Source organism: Helicobacter pylori (genome assembly GCF_011175115.1).
GTDB classification, from domain to species: Bacteria; Campylobacterota; Campylobacteria; order Campylobacterales; family Helicobacteraceae; genus Helicobacter; species Helicobacter pylori_DF.
Genome location: NZ_SHOW01000005.1, coordinates 15584 through 34255 on the forward strand (window position 1 = coordinate 15584; position 18672 = coordinate 34255).

General features: G+C 39.7%; 18 protein-coding genes. 11 read left to right on the forward strand and 7 right to left on the reverse strand.

Annotated features, from left to right (window positions below):
* Together proC and fic are read left to right on the forward strand one after the other, a co-directional pair.
* Entirely contained in the window at positions 1-774 is a 774-nt protein-coding gene (gene proC, locus EXS92_RS05680) for a pyrroline-5-carboxylate reductase (RefSeq protein WP_165515838.1), read from the forward strand.
* A gap of 28 nt (positions 775-802) precedes the next feature.
* On the forward strand, positions 803-1336 hold the full coding sequence (gene fic / locus EXS92_RS05685; RefSeq protein ID WP_165515839.1) for a protein adenylyltransferase Fic: 534 nt from the start codon (positions 803-805) through the stop codon (positions 1334-1336).
* A gap of 243 nt (positions 1337-1579) precedes the next feature.
* Here the strand turns inward: fic and ybeY are convergent, their stop codons facing one another.
* The 3 genes from ybeY to EXS92_RS05700 form a co-directional block, all read right to left on the reverse strand.
* Entirely contained in the window at positions 1580-2002 is a 423-nt protein-coding gene (gene ybeY, locus EXS92_RS05690) for an rRNA maturation RNase YbeY (protein WP_165515840.1), read from the reverse strand.
* A gap of 53 nt (positions 2003-2055) precedes the next feature.
* A complete protein-coding gene (locus tag EXS92_RS05695; protein WP_139531960.1) occupies positions 2056-2550 on the reverse strand; it encodes a flavodoxin in 495 nt (164 codons plus the stop codon).
* Between the two features lie 90 nt (positions 2551-2640).
* Complete coding sequence (locus tag EXS92_RS05700; RefSeq protein ID WP_165515841.1) at positions 2641-3222, reverse strand: DedA family protein; 582 nt, start codon at positions 3220-3222, stop codon at positions 2641-2643.
* 125 nt (positions 3223-3347) lie between these two features.
* Between EXS92_RS05700 and ccoS the strand changes: the two genes are divergently transcribed.
* Together ccoS and EXS92_RS05710 are read left to right on the forward strand one after the other, a co-directional pair.
* Entirely contained in the window at positions 3348-3545 is a 198-nt protein-coding gene (gene ccoS, locus EXS92_RS05705) for a cbb3-type cytochrome oxidase assembly protein CcoS (protein ID WP_001090947.1), read from the forward strand.
* 24 nt (positions 3546-3569) lie between these two features.
* Positions 3570-4544 (forward strand): NAD(P)-binding domain-containing protein, encoded by a 975-nt coding sequence (locus EXS92_RS05710; RefSeq protein ID WP_165515842.1) that lies wholly within the window; start codon positions 3570-3572, stop codon positions 4542-4544.
* 6 nt (positions 4545-4550) lie between these two features.
* Here the strand turns inward: EXS92_RS05710 and EXS92_RS05715 are convergent, their stop codons facing one another.
* Entirely contained in the window at positions 4551-5711 is a 1161-nt protein-coding gene (locus tag EXS92_RS05715) for an HP1165 family MFS efflux transporter (protein WP_165515843.1), read from the reverse strand.
* A gap of 63 nt (positions 5712-5774) precedes the next feature.
* On the opposite strand from EXS92_RS05715, the gene pgi reads away from it, so the two are divergent.
* The gene (pgi, locus tag EXS92_RS05720; protein WP_000957566.1) at positions 5775-7412 is read left to right on the forward strand and encodes a glucose-6-phosphate isomerase; all 1638 of its coding nucleotides are present in this window, start codon (positions 5775-5777) and stop codon (positions 7410-7412) included.
* Between the two features lie 305 nt (positions 7413-7717).
* On the forward strand, positions 7718-9133 hold the full coding sequence (gene hofH, locus EXS92_RS05725; protein WP_165515844.1) for an outer membrane beta-barrel protein HofH: 1416 nt from the start codon (positions 7718-7720) through the stop codon (positions 9131-9133).
* 275 nt (positions 9134-9408) lie between these two features.
* Here hofH and EXS92_RS05730 read toward each other — a convergent pair whose 3' ends face one another.
* On the reverse strand, positions 9409-11472 hold the full coding sequence (locus tag EXS92_RS05730) for a carbon starvation CstA family protein (RefSeq protein ID WP_165515845.1): 2064 nt from the start codon (positions 11470-11472) through the stop codon (positions 9409-9411).
* Between the two features lie 208 nt (positions 11473-11680).
* Between EXS92_RS05730 and EXS92_RS05735 the strand changes: the two genes are divergently transcribed.
* From EXS92_RS05735 to EXS92_RS05755, 5 genes are all read left to right on the forward strand, one after another.
* Positions 11681-12334: an amino acid ABC transporter permease gene (locus EXS92_RS05735; protein WP_165515846.1), complete on the forward strand. Its 654-nt coding sequence runs from the start codon at positions 11681-11683 to the stop codon at positions 12332-12334.
* Position 12335: 1 nt separating this feature from the next.
* On the forward strand, positions 12336-13007 hold the full coding sequence (locus EXS92_RS05740) for an amino acid ABC transporter permease (protein WP_097705646.1): 672 nt from the start codon (positions 12336-12338) through the stop codon (positions 13005-13007).
* 1 nt (position 13008) lies between these two features.
* The gene (locus EXS92_RS05745; RefSeq protein ID WP_165515847.1) at positions 13009-13755 is read left to right on the forward strand and encodes an amino acid ABC transporter ATP-binding protein; all 747 of its coding nucleotides are present in this window, start codon (positions 13009-13011) and stop codon (positions 13753-13755) included.
* Between the two features lie 48 nt (positions 13756-13803).
* Positions 13804-14637: a transporter substrate-binding domain-containing protein gene (locus EXS92_RS05750; protein ID WP_165515848.1), complete on the forward strand. Its 834-nt coding sequence runs from the start codon at positions 13804-13806 to the stop codon at positions 14635-14637.
* A gap of 121 nt (positions 14638-14758) precedes the next feature.
* Positions 14759-15310: a hypothetical protein gene (locus EXS92_RS05755; protein ID WP_097710051.1), complete on the forward strand. Its 552-nt coding sequence runs from the start codon at positions 14759-14761 to the stop codon at positions 15308-15310.
* Positions 15311-15581: 271 nt separating this feature from the next.
* Here EXS92_RS05755 and EXS92_RS05760 read toward each other — a convergent pair whose 3' ends face one another.
* The gene (locus EXS92_RS05760; RefSeq protein ID WP_001174190.1) at positions 15582-16805 is read right to left on the reverse strand and encodes a sugar MFS transporter; all 1224 of its coding nucleotides are present in this window, start codon (positions 16803-16805) and stop codon (positions 15582-15584) included.
* A gap of 128 nt (positions 16806-16933) precedes the next feature.
* On the reverse strand, positions 16934-18241 hold the full coding sequence (locus EXS92_RS05765) for an NCS2 family permease (RefSeq protein WP_000505429.1): 1308 nt from the start codon (positions 18239-18241) through the stop codon (positions 16934-16936).
* Positions 18242-18672: the final 431 nt, after the last annotated feature.

The window sequence follows — 18672 nt, forward strand, 5'->3', positions numbered from 1 at the left end:
ATGGAAATCTTACAATTCATCGGCTATGGGAATATGGCTCAAGCGATCTTAGAAGGCTCTCATGAAATTTTATCCAAGCGTTTTATTTTAGAGATTACCGGGCGAAACCCTGAAAAAATCGCCCCCTTTTTACAAGAAAAAAACATTCAAGCCCAAATTGTGCCTTACAAAGACGCTATTGATATACACCAAAAATTCGTGTTTTTACTTTTCAAGCCCTATAACCTTAAGGATTTTAATTATCAAGGGCAAGCCAAAAGCGTTTTGAGCGCTTTAGCTGGCGTGAGTTTTGAAGCTTTAAGCAATGCGATAGATTCTTTACATTACTTAAAATGCATGCCCAACATTGCGAGCAAATTCGCCCTTTCTTCTACGGCGGTGTGCGAAAAATCGGTTATGCCTTCAATAAGCGAGAAAGCTTTGAGTATTATTGAGAGTTTTGGGAATTGCGTGCGAGTGGGTAATGAAGAGCAGGTGGATGCCAGTATAGCGACCAATGGGAGCGCGCTCGCTTTTTTAAGCTTGGTAGCGAGCAGTTTGAAAGATGCCGGTATTAGAGAGGGCTTGAACGCTAGAGATTCTTTAGAGTTGGTAAAAATGAGTTTTAAAGGCTTTGCCAAGCTGTTAGAAAAAGAACGCCCTGAGGTGATCATAGAGCAAATTTGCACCCCTAAAGGTGCAACGATTGAAGGCTTGAGCGTTTTAGAAAAAAAGGGGGTTAGGGGAGCGTTCATCAAAGCATGCCATGAAAGCGTGAAAAAAATGCACCTCTAAAGAATTACACTCTTAAAAAATCAGCACGATGCATTTAGACAGACAGAGTTTAGAAAAAGCCAAGCATTTGATCCAAAGCGGTCTGATTGACGCCATAGAAGTAGGCACGATCAAGGGCTTGCAAGAAATCCATCGGTTTTTGTTTGAAGGGCTGTATGAATTTGCCGGGAAAATCAGGGATAAAAATATTTCTAAAGGGAATTTCAGGTTCGCTAACTGCTTGTATTTGGATTTGATTTTACCCAGAATTGAGAGCATGCCGCAAAATAATTTCAATCAAATCATAGAAAAATATGTGGAAATGAATATCGCCCACCCTTTTTTGGAGGGTAATGGCAGAGCGACTAGGATATGGCTTGATTTGTTGCTTAAAAAGGAATTGAAAAAAATCGTGCTTTGGGAAAGGATTGATAAAGCCGCTTATTTGAGCGCGATGGAAAGGAGTCCTGTGAATGATTTGGAAATCAAAACGCTTTTAAAAAAGCATTTGAGTTCTAATACCAACGATCCCTTAACTCTCATTAAAGGCATCACGCAGTCGTATTATTATGAAGGGCTTTGAAAAAATACTAAAATCATTTTTTATAATCCAATACGAAAGAGTTTGACGCTAGTCAAGAGATAGTTTTTTATAATGCGATCTTAGGGGATTAGTGGGATTTAGTTGGGGGTTGCAGGAGGAAATGTTTTACCTCCTATCCCCCCTTTACTATAAAATAAAATTTAAAATATAAGACAAAATAATTAAAGCCCCATTTTAAAAGAAATTAAAAGCTTTATTTGTAAGCATTAAAGCAATCTAAAACTAATCTTGTGTCCGTTCAATCAAACTCAAAGGCAAGTTAAAGGCTTTAATGAGTTCGCCCTCTTTTTGGCGTTGTTCACCCTTATCTTTTTCATGGTCATAGCCTAACAAGTGCAACACCCCATGAATGAATAAAAGAGCGATCTCATTTTCTAATCTATGCCCTAATTTCAGAGCGTTTTCTTGAGCTAATGGTGCATTAATCACCACGCTCCCTAAAGGGGTGTGAGGAATCGCTTCTAAAGGGAAACTCAAAACATCGGTAGCGTAATCGCAACCCCTTAAATCCCTGTTGATTTCTCGCATGGTTCCACCGCTCACCAAAACAAGCTCAATGATTTGAGTGGGGGCTAAAACATTTGCGATTTTTTCTAATAATAAAAAATCCGATTCTAGTGGGGTTTGGTTGTCTATTTCTAGCATTAAAGATATAAAAAGAAGTTTAAAAAAGCCCTAAAATTTAGGGCTTATAAAGATTAAGCGAAAGAACCTTTAACTTGTTCTACCCATTTTGAAATCCTCTCATCAGTGAGATCGTCTTGATTGTCTTCATCAATCACAAGACCCACGAATTTACCGCCTTCTACCGCTTTAGAAGCTTCAAAATGATAACCATCAGTAGAAGTTTGCCCTACCACTTTGCCGGCTTTAGCTTTTTCATAAATGTGGAAAATGCCTTCCGCAAAAGTTTCGCTGTAAGTGTCTTGATCGCCCAAGCCTACAAGCCCAATGGTTTTATTCGCAAAGTCGCTCGCTTCTAGTGTGCCTAAAAAGTCTTCCCAATCTGTTTGCAAATCGCCCGCACCAGCTGTTGGAGCGACTAAAATAACCTTTGTAAAGCCATTAAATTGATCTTTAGAAGCCTTAGCCACATCAATCACTTCGGCATTACCAATAGCCTTGCTGATTTTTTCGGCAATGGCTTCAGCGTTCCCGCTATCTGTCCCAAAAAAGATACCAATTTTTCCCATGTTCTCAATCCTTATTTTTAAGATATTAACGCACCCACTTTATGCGAATGCTTGTGAGCGTAGTCTAGCGCATTTAATTAAAAATCTTGCTTAAAAACCCATTTTGCGCGAATATCGTTTCAATAAAAACCATATTAAAAGCACGATAAGAGCAAAGCTTATCACAAAAAACGAAGTGTAATGAGAAAGCCTTTCATACAGCGTTTTCACCCAATCGCTCGCTTGAAAAGAAACGCTCCCCACGATTAACGCCCACAAAAAACTGGATAAAACATTAAGCCATAAAAATCTTTTTAAAGGGTATTTGCTAAAACCAATTGCCAAAGGCACAACGCTTTTAATCCCATACAAATATTTATTGACAAAAATCATTAAAAAAGCGTAGCGTTTCACCCACAAACTCGCCAAAGCGAGCTTTCTTCGGTGCTTATGGAAATACTTTAAAAACTCTCTTTTTTGATAGCGGGCAAAGACTACAAGAGCCCCACTCCCTATTAAATTCCCTACAAAAGCGACAAGAATCGTTATTTTTATATCCAAAGCGTGCGTGGTAGCGCTCAAAATGGAAGCGATGACAATCCCCACATACCCACCCCCCAAAGAATACACAAATAAAATAAGATAACCCCACTCTTTAAAGCCCTCTTGAAAACGCAACAACGCTTCTTGCATTCAAACCCTCTTTTTAATTTTCTCATTTTCATGTTATCCAAACTTATTCAACCTATTGGTGATTTAAACGCTATCTTTTAGTATAATAATCAGTTCATGCAATCCTAATCATAAAGATTAAAGAGATGAATACAGAAATTTTAACCATCATGTTAGTTGTCTCAGTGCTTATGGGATTGGTAGGCTTAATAGCGTTTTTATGGGGGGTTAAAAGCGGTCAGTTTGACGATGAAAAACGCATGCTTGAAAGCGTGTTATATGATAGCGCGAGCGATTTGAACGAAGCGATTTTGCAAGAAAAACGCCAAGACCCCAAAAATTAAAAAAATAAAAATAAAAGGATAGAAATGAGCCAAGAAATTTTAGACGTGTTGATAGTGGGTGCAGGGCCTGGGGGCATTGCCACAGCGATAGAATGCGAAATAGCCGGCGTTAAAAAGGTGCTTTTATGCGAAAAAACCAAAAGCCATTCAGGCATGATAGAGAAGTTTTATAAAGCCGGTAAAAGGATTGATAAAGATTATAAAAAGCAAGTCGTAGAGCTTAAGGGGCATATCCCTTTTAAAGACAGCTTTAAAGAAGAGACTTTGGAAAATTTCACTAACCTTTTAAAAGAGCACCGCATCACGCCAAGCTATAAAACCGATATTGAAAGCGTGAAAAAAGAGGGCGAGCTGTTTAAAATCACCACCACTTCTAATACAACCTATCATGCTAAATTTGTGGTGGTTGCGATCGGGAAAATGGGCCAGCCAAACCGCCCTACTGCTTATAAAATCCCTGTTGCGCTCTCCAAACAAGTGGTTTTTAGCATCAATGATTGTAAGGAAAATGAAAAAACCCTTGTGATCGGCGGAGGCAACTCAGCGGTGGAATACGCCATCGCTTTGTGTAAAACCACCCCTACCACCCTCAATTACCGCAAAAAAGAATTCAGCCGTATCAATGAAGACAACGCTAAAAACTTGCAAGAAGTCCTAGATGATAACACGCTTAAAAGCAAGCTTGGAGTGGATATTGAAAGCCTAGAAGAAGATAACGCTCAAATTAAGGTTAATTTCACCGATAACACGAGCGAGAGTTTTGATCGCTTGCTGTATGCGATCGGCGGCTCTACCCCTTTAGAGTTTTTCAAACGCTGTTCTTTAGAATTAGATCCTAGCACGAATATCCCTGTGGTGAAGGAAAATTTAGAGAGCAACAATATCCCTAATTTGTTCATCGTGGGCGATATTTTATTCAAATCAGGAGCGAGCATCGCTACCGCTTTAAACCATGGCTATGATGTTGCACAGGAAATCGCTAAAAGGTTGCACTCTTAAAACCGCTCACTCATCAAACGGCTTAGCCTTATACAAAAAGAAAAAGAGGATGATAAGCGTTAGGGCAAAATGCATGGTGATGATAGTTGGGGGTGAAAAATAACGCAGTTCTAAACTGCTTAAGGATAAAACTAGCACAGAGACCACGCGCACGCAGCTTGATGAAAGCGATGAGAGCGATGAAATGTTGTTTTTAGAAACGAATTTGGAGAATTGATACCCCAAGCAATAACTCATGTAAGTGAAAAACGCCACCATGAGCGCATACACCCCTATGAAACAATAAGGGATATTGCTAAGCAATAAGGGGCTAACGCTTAACAACACCACAAGCGAACTCAAGGCGATTTTTTGGTTATAACTAGAGGCTTTTAAAAAATGAATGAGGATAGAAATCACTTGAAAAGCGATATAAAACATGAAAAGGTATTGCTCTTTAACGCCTTGTTTTAAAAAATACGCTTGCCACATTTGAAAATGGCTCATAAAAAAGATGGGCGCAATCAAATGCCCCACTAACAAAATTTTAAGCTTGGGGTTATCTCTAAGCTCTTTAAGACTGCCTTTGACTTGATCTTTAAGGAGTTTCAGGCTTTTTTGGCTTTTAAAATCCGCTTCTTTTTCTTTAAAATAAAACACAATCGTTAGCGCACAAAGCATGATTAAAAAAATCCCCACGATATACAGCATCGCATGGATTTTGAGATACAAAAACGATCCCAAAGAACTCCCTATAATCATGCCTAAATAAGTAATTTGATTGTTTTTGGCTAAAAACTTGGATAAATCTTTTTTATTTTCTTTAATGTCTGTGATGAGTGAAGCTTCAATCGTGCCGCTAGAGCATGCGCTATACAAACCATACAGCCCCCATGCTAAAAGCATGAAAATAAAGCTATCAAAAAACAGCACAAACGAAAAACTAGCGATTAAAAAAACATTAGAAACCAGGAATAAATTCTTCCGGCTCATCAAATCCGCTAAAACGCCGCTCGGGTATTCAGCCACCAGCACGCAAAAGCTAAAAAAGGTTTGCACGAGCAAGATTTCACTCAAACTAAGCCCTTTAGAAAGCAACAAGGGGGTTAAAATCGCATGAGGCAAGCTTTGAGCGATGATTAAGAGAAAATTCGCCCCATAGTAAGCTAAAATGTTTTTTCTTAACATTTGAAAATTATAATTAAAACTAGCTTATAATACAGCGTTATATCTTTTATTTAAGGGGTATTGATGCTGACTCAATTAAAAACTTATCCAAAATTACTCAAACATTATGAAGAAATCAAAGAAGCGCACATGCGCGATTGGTTTTTTAAAGACAAAGAGCGAGCGAGCCGTTATTTCGTGCAATTGGAAAGCTTGAGCTTGGATTATTCCAAAAACCGCCTGAACGATACCACTTTAAAGCTTCTTTTTGAATTGGCGAATGACTGCTCTTTAAAAGAAAAGATTGAAGCGATGTTTAAGGGCGAAAAAATCAACACCACCGAAAAAAGGGCCGTTTTACACACCGCCTTAAGGAGTTTGAATGACGCAGAAATCTTACTAGACAACATGGAAGTGTTAAAGAGCGTGAGAAGCGTTTTAAAACGCATGCGAGCCTTTAGCGATAGCGTGAGGAGCGGTAAAAGATTAGGCTATACCAATCAAGTGATCACTGATATTGTCAATATCGGTATTGGGGGGTCAGATTTAGGCGCGTTAATGGTTTGTACCGCCTTAAAACGCTACGGCCACCCAAGATTAAAAATGCATTTTGTGTCTAATGTGGATGGCACGCAGATTTTAGATGTTTTGGAAAAAATCAATCCGGCCAGCACGCTTTTTATCGTGGCTTCCAAGACTTTTTCCACTCAAGAAACCTTAACCAACGCCCTAACCGCTAGAAAATGGTTTGTAGAAAGGAGCGGCGATGAAAAGCATATCGCTAAGCACTTTGTAGCGGTATCCACCAACAAAGAAGCCGTGCAACAATTTGGCATTGATGAGCATAACATGTTTGAATTTTGGGATTTTGTAGGGGGGCGTTATAGCTTGTGGTCGGCCATTGGCTTATCCATTATGATCTATTTAGGGAAGAAAAATTTTAACGCTCTTTTGAAAGGGGCGTATTTGATGGATGAGCATTTTAGAAACGCCCCTTTTGAAAGCAATTTACCCGTTTTAATGGGATTAATTGGCGTGTGGTATATCAATTTTTTCCAATCCAAAAGCCACTTGATCGCCCCTTACGATCAGTATTTAAGGCATTTCCCTAAATTCATCCAGCAATTGGATATGGAAAGCAACGGCAAACGCATCAGCAAAAAAGGCGAAACCATCCCCTATGACACATGCCCTGTTGTTTGGGGCGATATGGGTATTAACGCTCAGCACGCTTTTTTCCAGCTCTTGCATCAAGGCACGCATTTAATCCCCATTGATTTTATCGCTTCTTTGGATAAAAAGCCTAACGCTAAAGGCCATCATGAGATTTTATTCAGCAATGTTTTAGCGCAAGCGCAAGCCTTCATGAAAGGCAAAAGCTATGAAGAAGCGCTTGGGGAATTGCTTTCTAAAGGTTTAGACAAAGATGAAGCCAAAGACTTGGCCCACCACAGGGTGTTTTTTGGCAACCGCCCCTCTAATATCCTTTTATTAGAAAAGATTTCACCAAGCAATATTGGTGCGTTAGTGGCTCTTTATGAGCATAAGGTCTTTGTGCAAGGGGTCATTTGGGATATTAACAGCTTTGATCAATGGGGCGTGGAGCTTGGGAAAGAATTGGCCGTGCCGATTTTACAAGAATTAGAAGGGCATAAAAGCAACGCTTATTTTGACAGCTCCACTAAGCATTTAATAGAATTGTATAAAAATTACAACCAATAGGCTTTGTTTGATAACCAGATAAAACCTAAAAAACGATAAAACAAAGCTTAACCCCATTTTCAAGCGCTCCATTCAAAATCATCCGTTAATCATAACGGATTTTAGCACCATATATTAGCCATTTGAATTTAAAGAGAGTAAATTTTCCACAAATTAATCGTTTTTAGCTTTTAAAAGCTTGACTTTCTCATCATATGCATTATTTTACATATTATAATTATTTCAAAGCTAAGAATAATAAAAACTAAAGAATAGATTTATCTTTAAAGTATTTGCATTTATCAATCTCATTTTAGGAGGCATGCATGAAAAAGGCAAGTCAGGTTTTATTCTTTGGGGCATTTTTAAGCTCTTCTTTACAAGGTTTTGAAGCTAAGCTCAATGGCTTTGTGGATCAATCCAGCACGATCGGTTTTAACCAGCATAAAATCAATAAAGAAAGAGGCATCTACCCTATGCAGCAATTCGCAACGATTGCGGGCTATTTAGGGCTTGGTTTTAGCCTGTTACCCAAAAAGGTTTCAGACCATGTTCTAAAAGGCAAAATAGGGGGCATGGTCGGATCTATTTTCTATGACGGCACAAAGAAGTTTGAAGATGGATCTGTGGCTTACAATCTCTTTGGTTATTACGATGGGTTTATGGGGGGCTATACAAACATCTTACAAACCGATAGCCTTGAAACACAGAACATGAAACACAACAAAAATGTCCGCAATTATGTCTTTAGCGATGCGTATTTAGAATACGCTTATAAGAATTATTTTGAAATAAAAGCCGGACGCTATTTATCCACTATGCCTTATAAAAGCGGGCAAACGCAAGGCTTTCAAGTTTCTGGACAATACAAGCATGCGCGTTTGACTTGGTTTAGCTCTTTTGGGAGGGCGTTCGCTTATGGTTCGTTTTTAATGGATTGGTTTGCCGCACGGACCACTTATAGCGGAGGCTTTACCAAAAACGATAAGGGAGGTTATGATAGCCATGGGCGAAAGGTGCTTTATGGCACGCATGCGGTGCAACTCACCTATAAACCTCATCGTTTCCTCATAGAAGGCTTTTATTACCTTTCACCTCAAATCTTTAACGCTCCGGGCGTTAAGATTGGTTGGGACTCTAACCCCAATTTTAGCGGCACAGGCTTTCGCTCTGATACAGCTATCATAGGGTTTTTCCCCATTTACTACCCTTGGATGATCGTTAAATCCAATGGAAGCCCGGTCTATAAATACGACACGCCTGCCACTCAAAACGGGCAAAACCTTATTATCCGCCAACGCTTTGACATCAACAATTACAATGTTTCAATCGCTTTTTATAAAGTCTTTCAAAACGCTAATGGTTGGATAGGCAACATGGGGAATCCAAGCGGTGTGATCATGGGGAGTAACAGCGTCTATGCGGGTTTTACAGGCACAGCCCTTAAAAGAGACGCCGCTACCATTTTCCTTTCTTGTGGTGGCACTCATTTTGCCAAAAAATTCACATGGAAATTCGCCACACAATACTCCAATTCAGTGGTCTCTTGGGAAGCGAGAGCGATGATCTCTTTAGGCTATAAATTCAATGAATACTTGAGCGGTAGCGTGGATCTTGCGTATTATGGCGTGTATACTAACAAAGGCTTTAAACCGGGTGAAAACGGGCCTGTGCCTAAAGACTTCCCCGCCCTTTATTCTGACAGGAGCGCGTTATACACGGCTCTAGTAGCATCTTTTTGATGCTACCCTATGATTATAGTAGGCGTCTTTTTGATGCTATGATCACAAAATATAGTAGGCATTATTTTGATGCTGTCTCCTACGATATGATAGGCGTTTTTTAACGCTGTTCCTCTAATCTTTAAATCATCTTTAAAATTGAGCTTTTAAAAATCAAGCGATAGCCTTTTAAGAACCCAAGCAGAAATCCCAAACATCTTTAGTGTTTGCACGCTTCACAAACAGGGTCAAACTTTTTTTATGGATTTAAAGGGGGGTTAAAACCCCTTTTTTATTCAAGCGGCTTTGATATAGGGCGTTTCAGCCAGCGGCGGATAAATTTGATTTTTAAAATAAGCGTTTGAGCAAATCCTAACGCTCACTATTAAAACCAATAGCGCTACAAGCATGAAAAACACGCACAAAATCGCATCAATCGCATGGTTAAAAAAGGATTTTTGGAGCGTTTTTAGCGCTTTTTCATCGGTAGTGGTAGCCATTTTTTCTTTAATGATTTGCATTTGCGCCACATGCGAAACGTTATTCAGCACGCTATCATTACTCTTTGGCACCACCTTTAAAATACCGCTATAAAAAGTGATGGATAAAATCAAAACTGCCGGCAAGGCGCTTATCATCGCCCCCTTAAAACGCCCCATTTTAAACAACACCACCGTAACCAACAACAACGCCATGCCCGCTAACATCTGGTTACTCACGCCAAATAAAGGCCATAGCGTATAAATCCCCCCTTTAGGATCAATCGTGCCTTGATACAAGAAATACCCCCACCCTGCCACGCACAAAAGAGTGGCAAAAATCCCAGCCTTATAAGAGCTAAGATCGCCCAAAGGTTTATAAACATTACCGAGCAGATCCTGGATCATGAAACGAGCGGTTCGTGTGCCAGCATCCACAGCGGTTAAAATGAACAAAGCTTCAAACAAAATCGCAAAATGATACCAAAACGCCATCACGCTTGGATCCCCTAAAATGTGATACACAATCATCGCTAAACCGATCGCAAAAGTGGGCGCCCCACCGGTGCGGCTCAAAATGGAGCTTTCACCGATGTTTTTAGTCATCTCACTGATTTCTTCAGCGCTGATACTAAACCCCCATGAGCTAATCACCGAAGCCGCATCAGCTATATCTTTACCGATGCTCACTTCTGGGGAATTGATAGCGAAATAAAGCCCTGGGTGCAAGATCCCTGCGCACACCAACGCCATAAGAGCCACGACGCTCTCCATCACCATAGAGCCATAGCCCACTAGCCTGGCGTCGCTTTCTTTAGCGAGCATTTTAGGGGTCGTGCCTGAAGAAATTAAAGCATGAAAGCCGCTAATCGTCCCGCAAGCCACCGTGATAAACAAGAAAGGGAACACGCTTCCTGCAAACACAGGCCCACTGCCATCTACAAAGGGCGTGATTTTAGGGATTTGTAAGGGCGGAGCGACAAAAACAATAGCCACAACCAACACCCCTATAACGCCAATTTTTAAAAAAGTGCTTAAATAATCTCGTGGAGCGAGTAAAAACCATACCGGTAAAATAGAAGCCACAAAACCATAGCCCATGATCATCCACGCTAAAGAACTGGCATCAAAGGTGAAGATTGACGCTAATTTAGGATCTAAAGAAACGTATTTACCCGCATAAATCGCTATAATCAACAAAATAAAGCCAATAACAGAAACTTCCAAAATCTTATGCGGCCTGAAAAACCGCATGTAAAGCCCCATAAGAATCGCAATGGGAATAGTCATTGCGATCGTAAAAAAGCCCCAAGGCGAATGCGCCAAAGCCTTCACCACCACCATCGCTAAAATCGCAATGATAATGAGCATGATCCCTAAAATCCCTAAACTAGCGATCATGCCTACAAATTGACCCATTTCAAGCTTGATCATTTCGCCTAAAGACTTGCCATCGCGCCTAATGGAAGCAAAAAGCACCACAAAATCATGCACGCAACCCCCTAAAACCGAGCCTATCAAAATCCATAAGATAGAGGGCAAGTAACCCATTTGAGCGGCTAGTATCGGGCCTACTAAAGGGCCAGCCCCAGCAATAGCGGCGAAATGATGCCCAAAGGTGATCGCTTTATCGGTCGGCACAAAATCCTTGCCGTCATTCCTTATGCATGCAGGCGTGGCTCTGCTATCGTCTAGCTTTAACACCCGATAAGCGATAAAATGGCTATAAAAACGATAGCCTATGCTATAAATGCAAGCGCTCGCTACTACAAGCCATAGCGTGTTGATGCTCTCGCCCTTGTGTAAGGCTAACACCCCTAAACAGATCGCCCCTAAAATAGCGGCAAAAACCCAAGCCAAAGAAACTAAACTTTTTTGCATGTCCTCTCCATTTAATGATTATTTAATCATTGTTGTTAATTTCAGCCAGTTTTTTATTATAATCCAAATTTTCTTTGAATAGTGGAAAAACGGCTCATAAACTTCCCGCATAAAGGCTTGGGTTTCCAAACTTCTAACAATTAGGGCAAATAAGAGCTGTTTTTAAACATGATGCTTTAAAGCGTCATTAATTTTAAGGTATAGCGTTATGGCATTAGATTGGGATTTTATGTTGCACTCCATCCCTGCGTTTTTTAAGGGGTTAGAACTCACGCTTTATATTTCTTTTTTTGGGATTTTACTCTCTCTTTTGGTGGGGTTTTTGTGTGCGATCGTTTTGTATTTTAAAACGCGCTTTATTTCTCCTATCGTCTATATCTATGGCGAAATCGCTAGGAACACGCCCCTACTCATCCAGCTTTTCTTTTTGTATTACGGGTTGAATGAAATCGGTTTGAGCGCTTTAGAGTGCGCGATTTTAGCGTTAGGGTTTTTGGGTGGGGGGTATATGAGTCAGAGTTTTTTGCTTGGGTTTAAAAGCTTAGCTTCCATTCAAAGAGAAAGCGCTTTGAGTTTGGGGTTTGGCCCTTTGAAAATGATGTATTACATCATTCTGCCTCAAAGTTTAAGCGTTTCTATGCCTTCCATAGGAGCGAATGTGATTTTTTTACTCAAAGAAACTTCTGTGGTGGGCGCGATAGCCCTAACCGATATCATGTTTGTGGCGAAAGATTTGATTGGCATTTATTACAAAACGACTGAAAGCCTTTTGATGTTAAGCCTCACTTATTTGATCGCTTTACTCCCTTTAAGCGTTTTGTTTGTGATCTTAGAGCGTTTCTTTAAAAAGAAAGTGGCTTAAAATGGGAGTTTTACTAGAATTAGACAATCTTAAGCGTTTGTTAGAAGGGTTTGAAATTACCCTTTTGATCGCTCTTAGCTCTGCGGTTATTTCAATCATTGTTGGAATGCTTTTAGGGAGTTTGATGGCGTTTGGCTCTAAAATAATGGTTTTGGCGTGTCGTGTGTATTTAGAAAGCATTCGCATTATCCCGCTTTTAGCATGGCTTTTTATTGTGTATTTCGGGTTAGCGAGCTGGTTTGATTTGCATATTAGCGCGGTTTTGGCGAGCGTTATTGTTTTTAGCTTGTGGGGTGGCGCTGAAATGATGGATTTGACTAGAGGGGTTTTAACTTCCGTGAGCAAACACCAAGTAGAAAGCGCTCTAGCTTTAGGCATGGATTCAAAAAAGGTGATTTTTAACATTATTTTCCCCCAAAGCTTTTTGTCTTTACTGCCCTCAAGCCTTAATTTATTCACGCGCATGATTAAAACCACGGCCTTAGTCTCTCTCATTGGAGCGATTGATTTGTTAAAAGTGGGCCAGCAAATCATAGAGCTTAATCTCTTACGCATGCCCAATGCGAGCTTTGTGGTTTATGGCGTTATCTTAATGTTTTATTTTAGTTTATGCTATAGTTTGAGCCTGTATAGTTCCTATTTAGAAAAAAAATTCCAACACATTAGAGGGTAAAATGAGCACGATTTTAGAAACCAAAGGGTTAAAAAAAACCTATCAAAACCATTTGGTTTTAGACGGCATCAATTTCACTTTAAATAAGGGTGAAGTGGCAGTGATTTTAGGGCCTAGCGGGTGCGGGAAAAGCACTTTTTTAAAATGTTTGAACGGGCTTGAAAAGATTGATGGAGGTGAAATTCTTTTTGAAAACACTAACCTTAATACGCCAACCACTAATTGGAATCAAATGCGCCAAAAAATAGGCATGGTGTTTCAAAATTATGAATTGTTCCCGCATTTAAATGTGTTAGATAATATCTTACTCGCCCCCTTAAAAGTGCAAAAACGATCCAAAGATGAGGTCATTTCTCAAGTCATAGAGCTTTTAAAGCGAGTGGGTTTGGAGCATAAACAACAGGCTTACCCTAAAGAATTGAGCGGCGGGCAAAAACAGCGAGTAGCCATTGTGCGCTCTTTGTGCATGCGGCCAAAAATCATGCTTTTTGATGAAGTAACCGCCTCATTAGACCCTGAAATGGTTAAAGAAGTTTTAGAAGTGATTTTAGAATTAGCCACAACGGGCATGAGCATGGTGATTGTAACGCATGAAATGAAATTCGCCCAAAAAATCGCTAGCAAAATCGTGTTTTTTGATAGCGGTAAGATCGCTGAAGAAAACAGCGCCAAAGAGTTTTTTAACCACCCGAAATCTCAAAGAGCGCAAAAATTTTTAGAAACTTTCCATTTTTTAGGGAGCTGTTAAATAAAGTTTGCTAAAAAGATGATTTTAATTTCAAAAAAAGGTGTTTTTATGAAAACGAACGGGCTTTTTAAAATGTGGGGGCTATTTTTAGTTTTAATCGCTTTAGTCTTTAACGCATGCTCTGATAGCCATAAAGAAAAGAAGGACGCTTTAGAAGTCATTAAACAAAGGGGGGTTTTAAAAGTGGGGGTTTTTAGCGATAAGCCTCCTTTTGGATCTGTGGATTCTAAAGGGAAATATCAAGGCTATGATGTAGTCATCGCTAAACGCATGGCTCTTGATTTATTGGGCGATGAGAATAAGATTAAGTTTATTCCTGTAGAAGCCTCAGCTAGGGTGGAATTTTTAAAAGCCAATAAAGTGGATATTATCATGGCTAATTTCACGCGCACTAAAGAAAGGGAAAAAGTCGTGGATTTCGCTAATCCGTATATGAAAGTCGCTTTGGGGGTGATTTCTAAAGATGGGGTCATTAAAAATATAGAAGAGTTGAAAGATAAAGAGTTGATTGTGAATAAAGGCACGACAGCGGATTTTTATTTCACTAAAAATTACCCCAACATCAAACTTTTGAAATTTGAACAAAACACAGAGACTTTTTTAGCCCTTTTAAACAATAAGGCTACCGCTCTAGCCCATGATAACACTTTGTTGCTCGCTTGGGCGAAACAGCACCCTGAGTTTAAATTAGGCATTACAAGCCTTGGCGATAAGGATGTGATCGCTCCAGCGATTAAAAAAGGCAACCCTAAGCTTTTAGAATGGTTGAACAACGAAATTGATTCCCTCATTTCTAGCGACTTTTTAAAAGAAGCTTACAAGGAAACTTTAGAGCCTATTTATGGCGATGAAATCAAACCGGAAGAAATTATTTTTGAATGATTTCTTTAGGCTTTGATTTCTTGACAGAGTGCGTTTTTGTTGCTAAATTAGCAATTTTGTGATCTTTTTGTTTTTCATTTTGAGATATATTTGTTTGATTTTACATTGAAAGGATTTGTTGATGAGTTGTTTTTATAAGCGTTGTTTGAAATTTTCATTAATTGGGTTGCTAGGGCTTTTGAGCGTTCAGCTTGACGCTAGGAGTTTTGTTGATGGGGATTTGGACATTCAAAAATTCAGCTATGAAGATTCTCTGCTTAAAAAGGGAGATCCTAATGGCGTGCATAAGGTGCAGGTGCGAGATTATAAGGGCAAAATGCAAGAAGCTGAGATCCACTCAGAAATACGCATTGCGGTTAAACCGGGGGTTAAAAAAGAAGTTAAAAAAGGCAAAATTTATAGCGCTCAAATCAATGATGGCATGTGCTATGCTTTTAGAATGCTCCAAACCGGCGATAATACCACAGGTCTTGATTCTAAAGAGTTCCCCAAGCAAAGTCGTGAAAAAAAGGGGCGAGTGATCACTTTAATCGGTAAAGATGAAGTGCCTTATCTTATTTTAGAAACCGATTGCCAAGTGGGCGATATTGCAAAGATCTCTTTGGTGGGTAATTTTGATGGCACTGGGTTTCTTACGGAATATAAATTCAAAGACGCTAAACCCATTTACTAGTCTTTATTCTTCGCTTCATTCTTAAAATCTCTTAATCTTTTGTGGTTAGGAGATTTTTCTTATTCATTAGCAGTGTTTTTGATTGCATCTTAAAAATTTTAAAAACCCTGTTTGTGTTTTTGCTTCAAGCGTTAAAAAAGCTCTGTCCCCATCAAATACTGACAAATAAAACCTTTTATAGAGCGCTTGCTTGATTAAAGTCAAGTTCTTTATTACTGATTTTTAAAACAAGATAAAAGAAAGAAAATAAAAGAGAAACCCCCCCCTTTTTTTAGGAGTTTTCTTCTTGCTTATACCCTTTAAGCGCAAAGAAGAGGATATAAAAATAGCACAACAACGGCACACCATAAGCGTAGAGCAAATTTGATTCGGTTGCTGTGAGCATGTCTGTAACCGCGCCTTGAATGGGGGGGATTAACGCTCCTCCTACAATCGCCATGCTAATCACTCCAGAAGCCTTAGAAGTGAGATGCCCTAAATTGAGCGTAGCCAAAGAAAAGATGGTAGGGAACATGATAGAGTTGAAAAAGCCCACAAAAGTCAGAGCGAATAAAGCGATCTTGCCTCCAATGAGAATGGCTAAAGCAATGAGGACAATAGAGCTTAAGGCGTTGAAAGCCAGGTATTTATTAGGGGCAATTTTATTCATCAACACACTGCCTAAGAAACGGCCCACCATCGCGCCTCCCCAATAATACACCAAGTAATGCGCGCTTGATTGAGGATCTAAATTCAAAAGCTTTTCAAAGCTTAGCACCAAGAATGAGCCAATCGCCACTTCTCCCCCCACATAGAAAAAGATCCCCAAAGCCCCAAAAACAAAGTGTTTGTGCGAAAAGAGGCTTTTTTGTGTCGTCTCTTTGGGCATTTCTTTTTCCACATCAGGCAATTTCAAAAGATACATGATGAGCGCCAAAAGAAGCGAAAACACCGCTAAGCCCAAATAAGGCATTTGAACGCTTTTAGCGTCCGCTAATTTGTCTATCAAACTTGCATTATCGCCCATTTTAGTCGTGCTAAAAATCAACAAGCTCCCAAAAATAGGCCCTAAAGTTGTGCCAAGCGAATTGAACGCCTGGACTAAAACCAAATTTCTAGCCTCTTTACCTTTAGAAAGCAAGGTTACAAAGGGATTACCAGCGGTTTGTAAGCACACAATCCCGCTCGCTAAAATAAACAACGCTCCTAAAAAAAACCCATAGGAGCCAAAATGTGCCGCCGGATAAAACAACGCGCACCCCGTCGCTGTGATCACAAAACCAAGCACCACGCCAAAAGGATAGCCGATTTTACTGATCACATTCCCAAAAACTCCTCCCATGATGAAATACGCCCCAAAAAAGCAAAATTGAATGAGTGAAGCTTCAAAATAGGTCAAGTCAAAAATGGGCTTTAAATGCGGAATCAAAATGTCGTTTAACACCGTGATAAAACCCATTAGAAAGAATAGCGCCGTCAAACTCCCCAGCGCCAGAGTGTTAGAAGTTTTTTGCATACCTTCTCCTTTTTTATTGAGTTGATATAATAATAATGATATTACAATTATTTTAAGATAATAATCTGTCTAAATAAAGAAAAAGAGGCATGAAATGGGTAAAAAATGCAAAGCCCCTTAAAAAGAGCTTAACGAAAGATAAATACAGAAACAGAAATGATGCAAAGAATGATGATGCCTGAATTGAGCGCTTTGAAGTCTTTTTGAACCAATTTGATGATACTATAAGACAAAAAGCCAAAGGCTAAGCCATCGGCAATGGAGAAGGTTAAGGGCATCATCACCACGGTTAAAAAAGTGGAAACGCTAATGGCCATGTCTTTAAAATTCACCCCCTCTAACACGCTAAACATCAAAACCCCTACTACCACTAGCACCGGATAAATCGCATTGCTAGGAATGGCTTTTAAAAGAGGCAAGCAAAAGAGCGTTAAAACAAAAAATAATCCGGTAAAAACCGCTGTAAGCCCTGTGCGGCCCCCCTCTTCAACCCCACTCGCGCTCTCTATAAAAGCCGTCGTGGTAGAAACGCCCACCACCGCGCTCCCTAAAGAAGCCACCGCATCCGCTTCCAAAGTCTTTTCCAATTCCTTGTTTTTTTCTTCATCATTGAAAAAATCAGTCTTGTGACCAATCCCTGCAAGCGTGCCTAAAGAATCAAACAAATCGGTTACAAAAAAAGTGATGATGACTGGCACTAACGCTAAAGTGAAAGCCCCACTCGCATCAAAAAAAATGCCCTTAAAATCTAATTGAAAGGCGATAGGGCCAATGCTAGCGGGCATGGAAAAAAACTCGCTAGGGTAAGGGGCTAGCTTTAAAACCCATGCGAGAATGGAAGTGATTAAGACTGCTATAATGAAAGAACCCCTGATTTTGAGCGTGTAGAGCGCGAAAGTCAGAATGATCCCCACAACCCCCAATAACACATGCGGATCGCCAAAATCGCCTAAGGTTACAAGCGTAGCCTTATGGGTAACGACGATATGCATTTCTTTAAGGCCAATAAACGCGATAAAAGCCCCTATCCCCGCGCTCACCGCACGCCTTAAATCGCTAGGAATGCTTCGCATGACCCAACTTCTAAATTTAGTGAAAGACAAAATCACAAAAATCGCTCCCGAGAGCGCTACGATGCCTAAAGCACTCTGCCAAGGGAGTTTTAGCCCCTGAACTAACCCAAAGCTAAAATAAGCTGACAGCCCTAAGCCCACGCTCATAGCGATGGGGGTGTTTGCCCACAATCCGTTAAACACGCTCGATAAGATAGTGATAATGGCAGTCGCACTCAAAAGGGCTTCATAAGGCATGTTGGCGTGAGAAAGGATAAGAGCGTTTAAGGGCACGATGTAAATCATGGTGATAAAGGTCGTTAAACCCGCTCTAAACTCGGTGGCAATGTTCGTGTTGTGTTCTTTAAGCTTGAAAAACCCCATGTTAGATAACTCCTTACTATTTGGTATAGATTAATTTAATAAGGGGCTTTGGGGTTATGCTAGCGCTATTTTATTTTAAATTGCCTTAAGATGCTTGATTGTGTTGTTTCAATCAAAAGAAGTGAGTAAAAAACCCTTTTTTTTAAAAACTCCGCTAAAAAATGATCGTTTTTAATAAAAATCGCAAAAAAGCTCATCTTGTAAGGTAATTTCACTCTTTAGTGGTTTTTGAGAGCGTTTTTTAAATTTGAAAAGATTGTTGCAAAATAACCCCCATAAGTCGGATTATGGGGATAAATTCTAAAAAGGAGTTTGCCATGGAAAACTAAAAACGAAAAATAAGAATGGCGAAAACATTATACCTTAAAATTTCTTTTTTTTAGGTTTAATAACTATTTTTTTGAAAATTTTTAGGTTTAGAGGTTTTTTAG

Excerpts from the sequence above, each read along its gene's own strand:
- EXS92_RS05740 (WP_097705646.1), top strand. The coding sequence starts at position 12,336 with ATGGGAGTTTTACTAGAATTAGACAATCTTAAGCGTTTGTTAGAAGGG.
- EXS92_RS05715 (WP_165515843.1), bottom strand. The coding sequence starts at position 5,711 with ATGTTAAGAAAAAACATTTTAGCTTACTATGGGGCGAATTTTCTCTTA.
- fic (WP_165515839.1), top strand. The coding sequence starts at position 803 with ATGCATTTAGACAGACAGAGTTTAGAAAAAGCCAAGCATTTGATCCAA.
- EXS92_RS05730 (WP_165515845.1), bottom strand. The coding sequence starts at position 11,472 with ATGCAAAAAAGTTTAGTTTCTTTGGCTTGGGTTTTTGCCGCTATTTTA.
- EXS92_RS05700 (WP_165515841.1), bottom strand. The coding sequence starts at position 3,222 with ATGCAAGAAGCGTTGTTGCGTTTTCAAGAGGGCTTTAAAGAGTGGGGT.
- EXS92_RS05765 (WP_000505429.1), bottom strand. The coding sequence starts at position 18,241 with ATGGGGTTTTTCAAGCTTAAAGAACACAACACGAACATTGCCACCGAG.
- EXS92_RS05755 (WP_097710051.1), top strand. The coding sequence starts at position 14,759 with ATGAGTTGTTTTTATAAGCGTTGTTTGAAATTTTCATTAATTGGGTTG.
- EXS92_RS05710 (WP_165515842.1), top strand. The coding sequence starts at position 3,570 with ATGAGCCAAGAAATTTTAGACGTGTTGATAGTGGGTGCAGGGCCTGGG.
- pgi (WP_000957566.1), top strand. The coding sequence starts at position 5,775 with ATGCTGACTCAATTAAAAACTTATCCAAAATTACTCAAACATTATGAA.
- ybeY (WP_165515840.1), bottom strand. The coding sequence starts at position 2,002 with ATGCTAGAAATAGACAACCAAACCCCACTAGAATCGGATTTTTTATTA.
- EXS92_RS05695 (WP_139531960.1), bottom strand. The coding sequence starts at position 2,550 with ATGGGAAAAATTGGTATCTTTTTTGGGACAGATAGCGGGAACGCTGAA.
- EXS92_RS05735 (WP_165515846.1), top strand. The coding sequence starts at position 11,681 with ATGGCATTAGATTGGGATTTTATGTTGCACTCCATCCCTGCGTTTTTT.
- hofH (WP_165515844.1), top strand. The coding sequence starts at position 7,718 with ATGAAAAAGGCAAGTCAGGTTTTATTCTTTGGGGCATTTTTAAGCTCT.
- EXS92_RS05750 (WP_165515848.1), top strand. The coding sequence starts at position 13,804 with ATGAAAACGAACGGGCTTTTTAAAATGTGGGGGCTATTTTTAGTTTTA.
- ccoS (WP_001090947.1), top strand. The coding sequence starts at position 3,348 with ATGAATACAGAAATTTTAACCATCATGTTAGTTGTCTCAGTGCTTATG.
- EXS92_RS05760 (WP_001174190.1), bottom strand. The coding sequence starts at position 16,805 with ATGCAAAAAACTTCTAACACTCTGGCGCTGGGGAGTTTGACGGCGCTA.
- EXS92_RS05745 (WP_165515847.1), top strand. The coding sequence starts at position 13,009 with ATGAGCACGATTTTAGAAACCAAAGGGTTAAAAAAAACCTATCAAAAC.
- proC (WP_165515838.1), top strand. The coding sequence starts at position 1 with ATGGAAATCTTACAATTCATCGGCTATGGGAATATGGCTCAAGCGATC.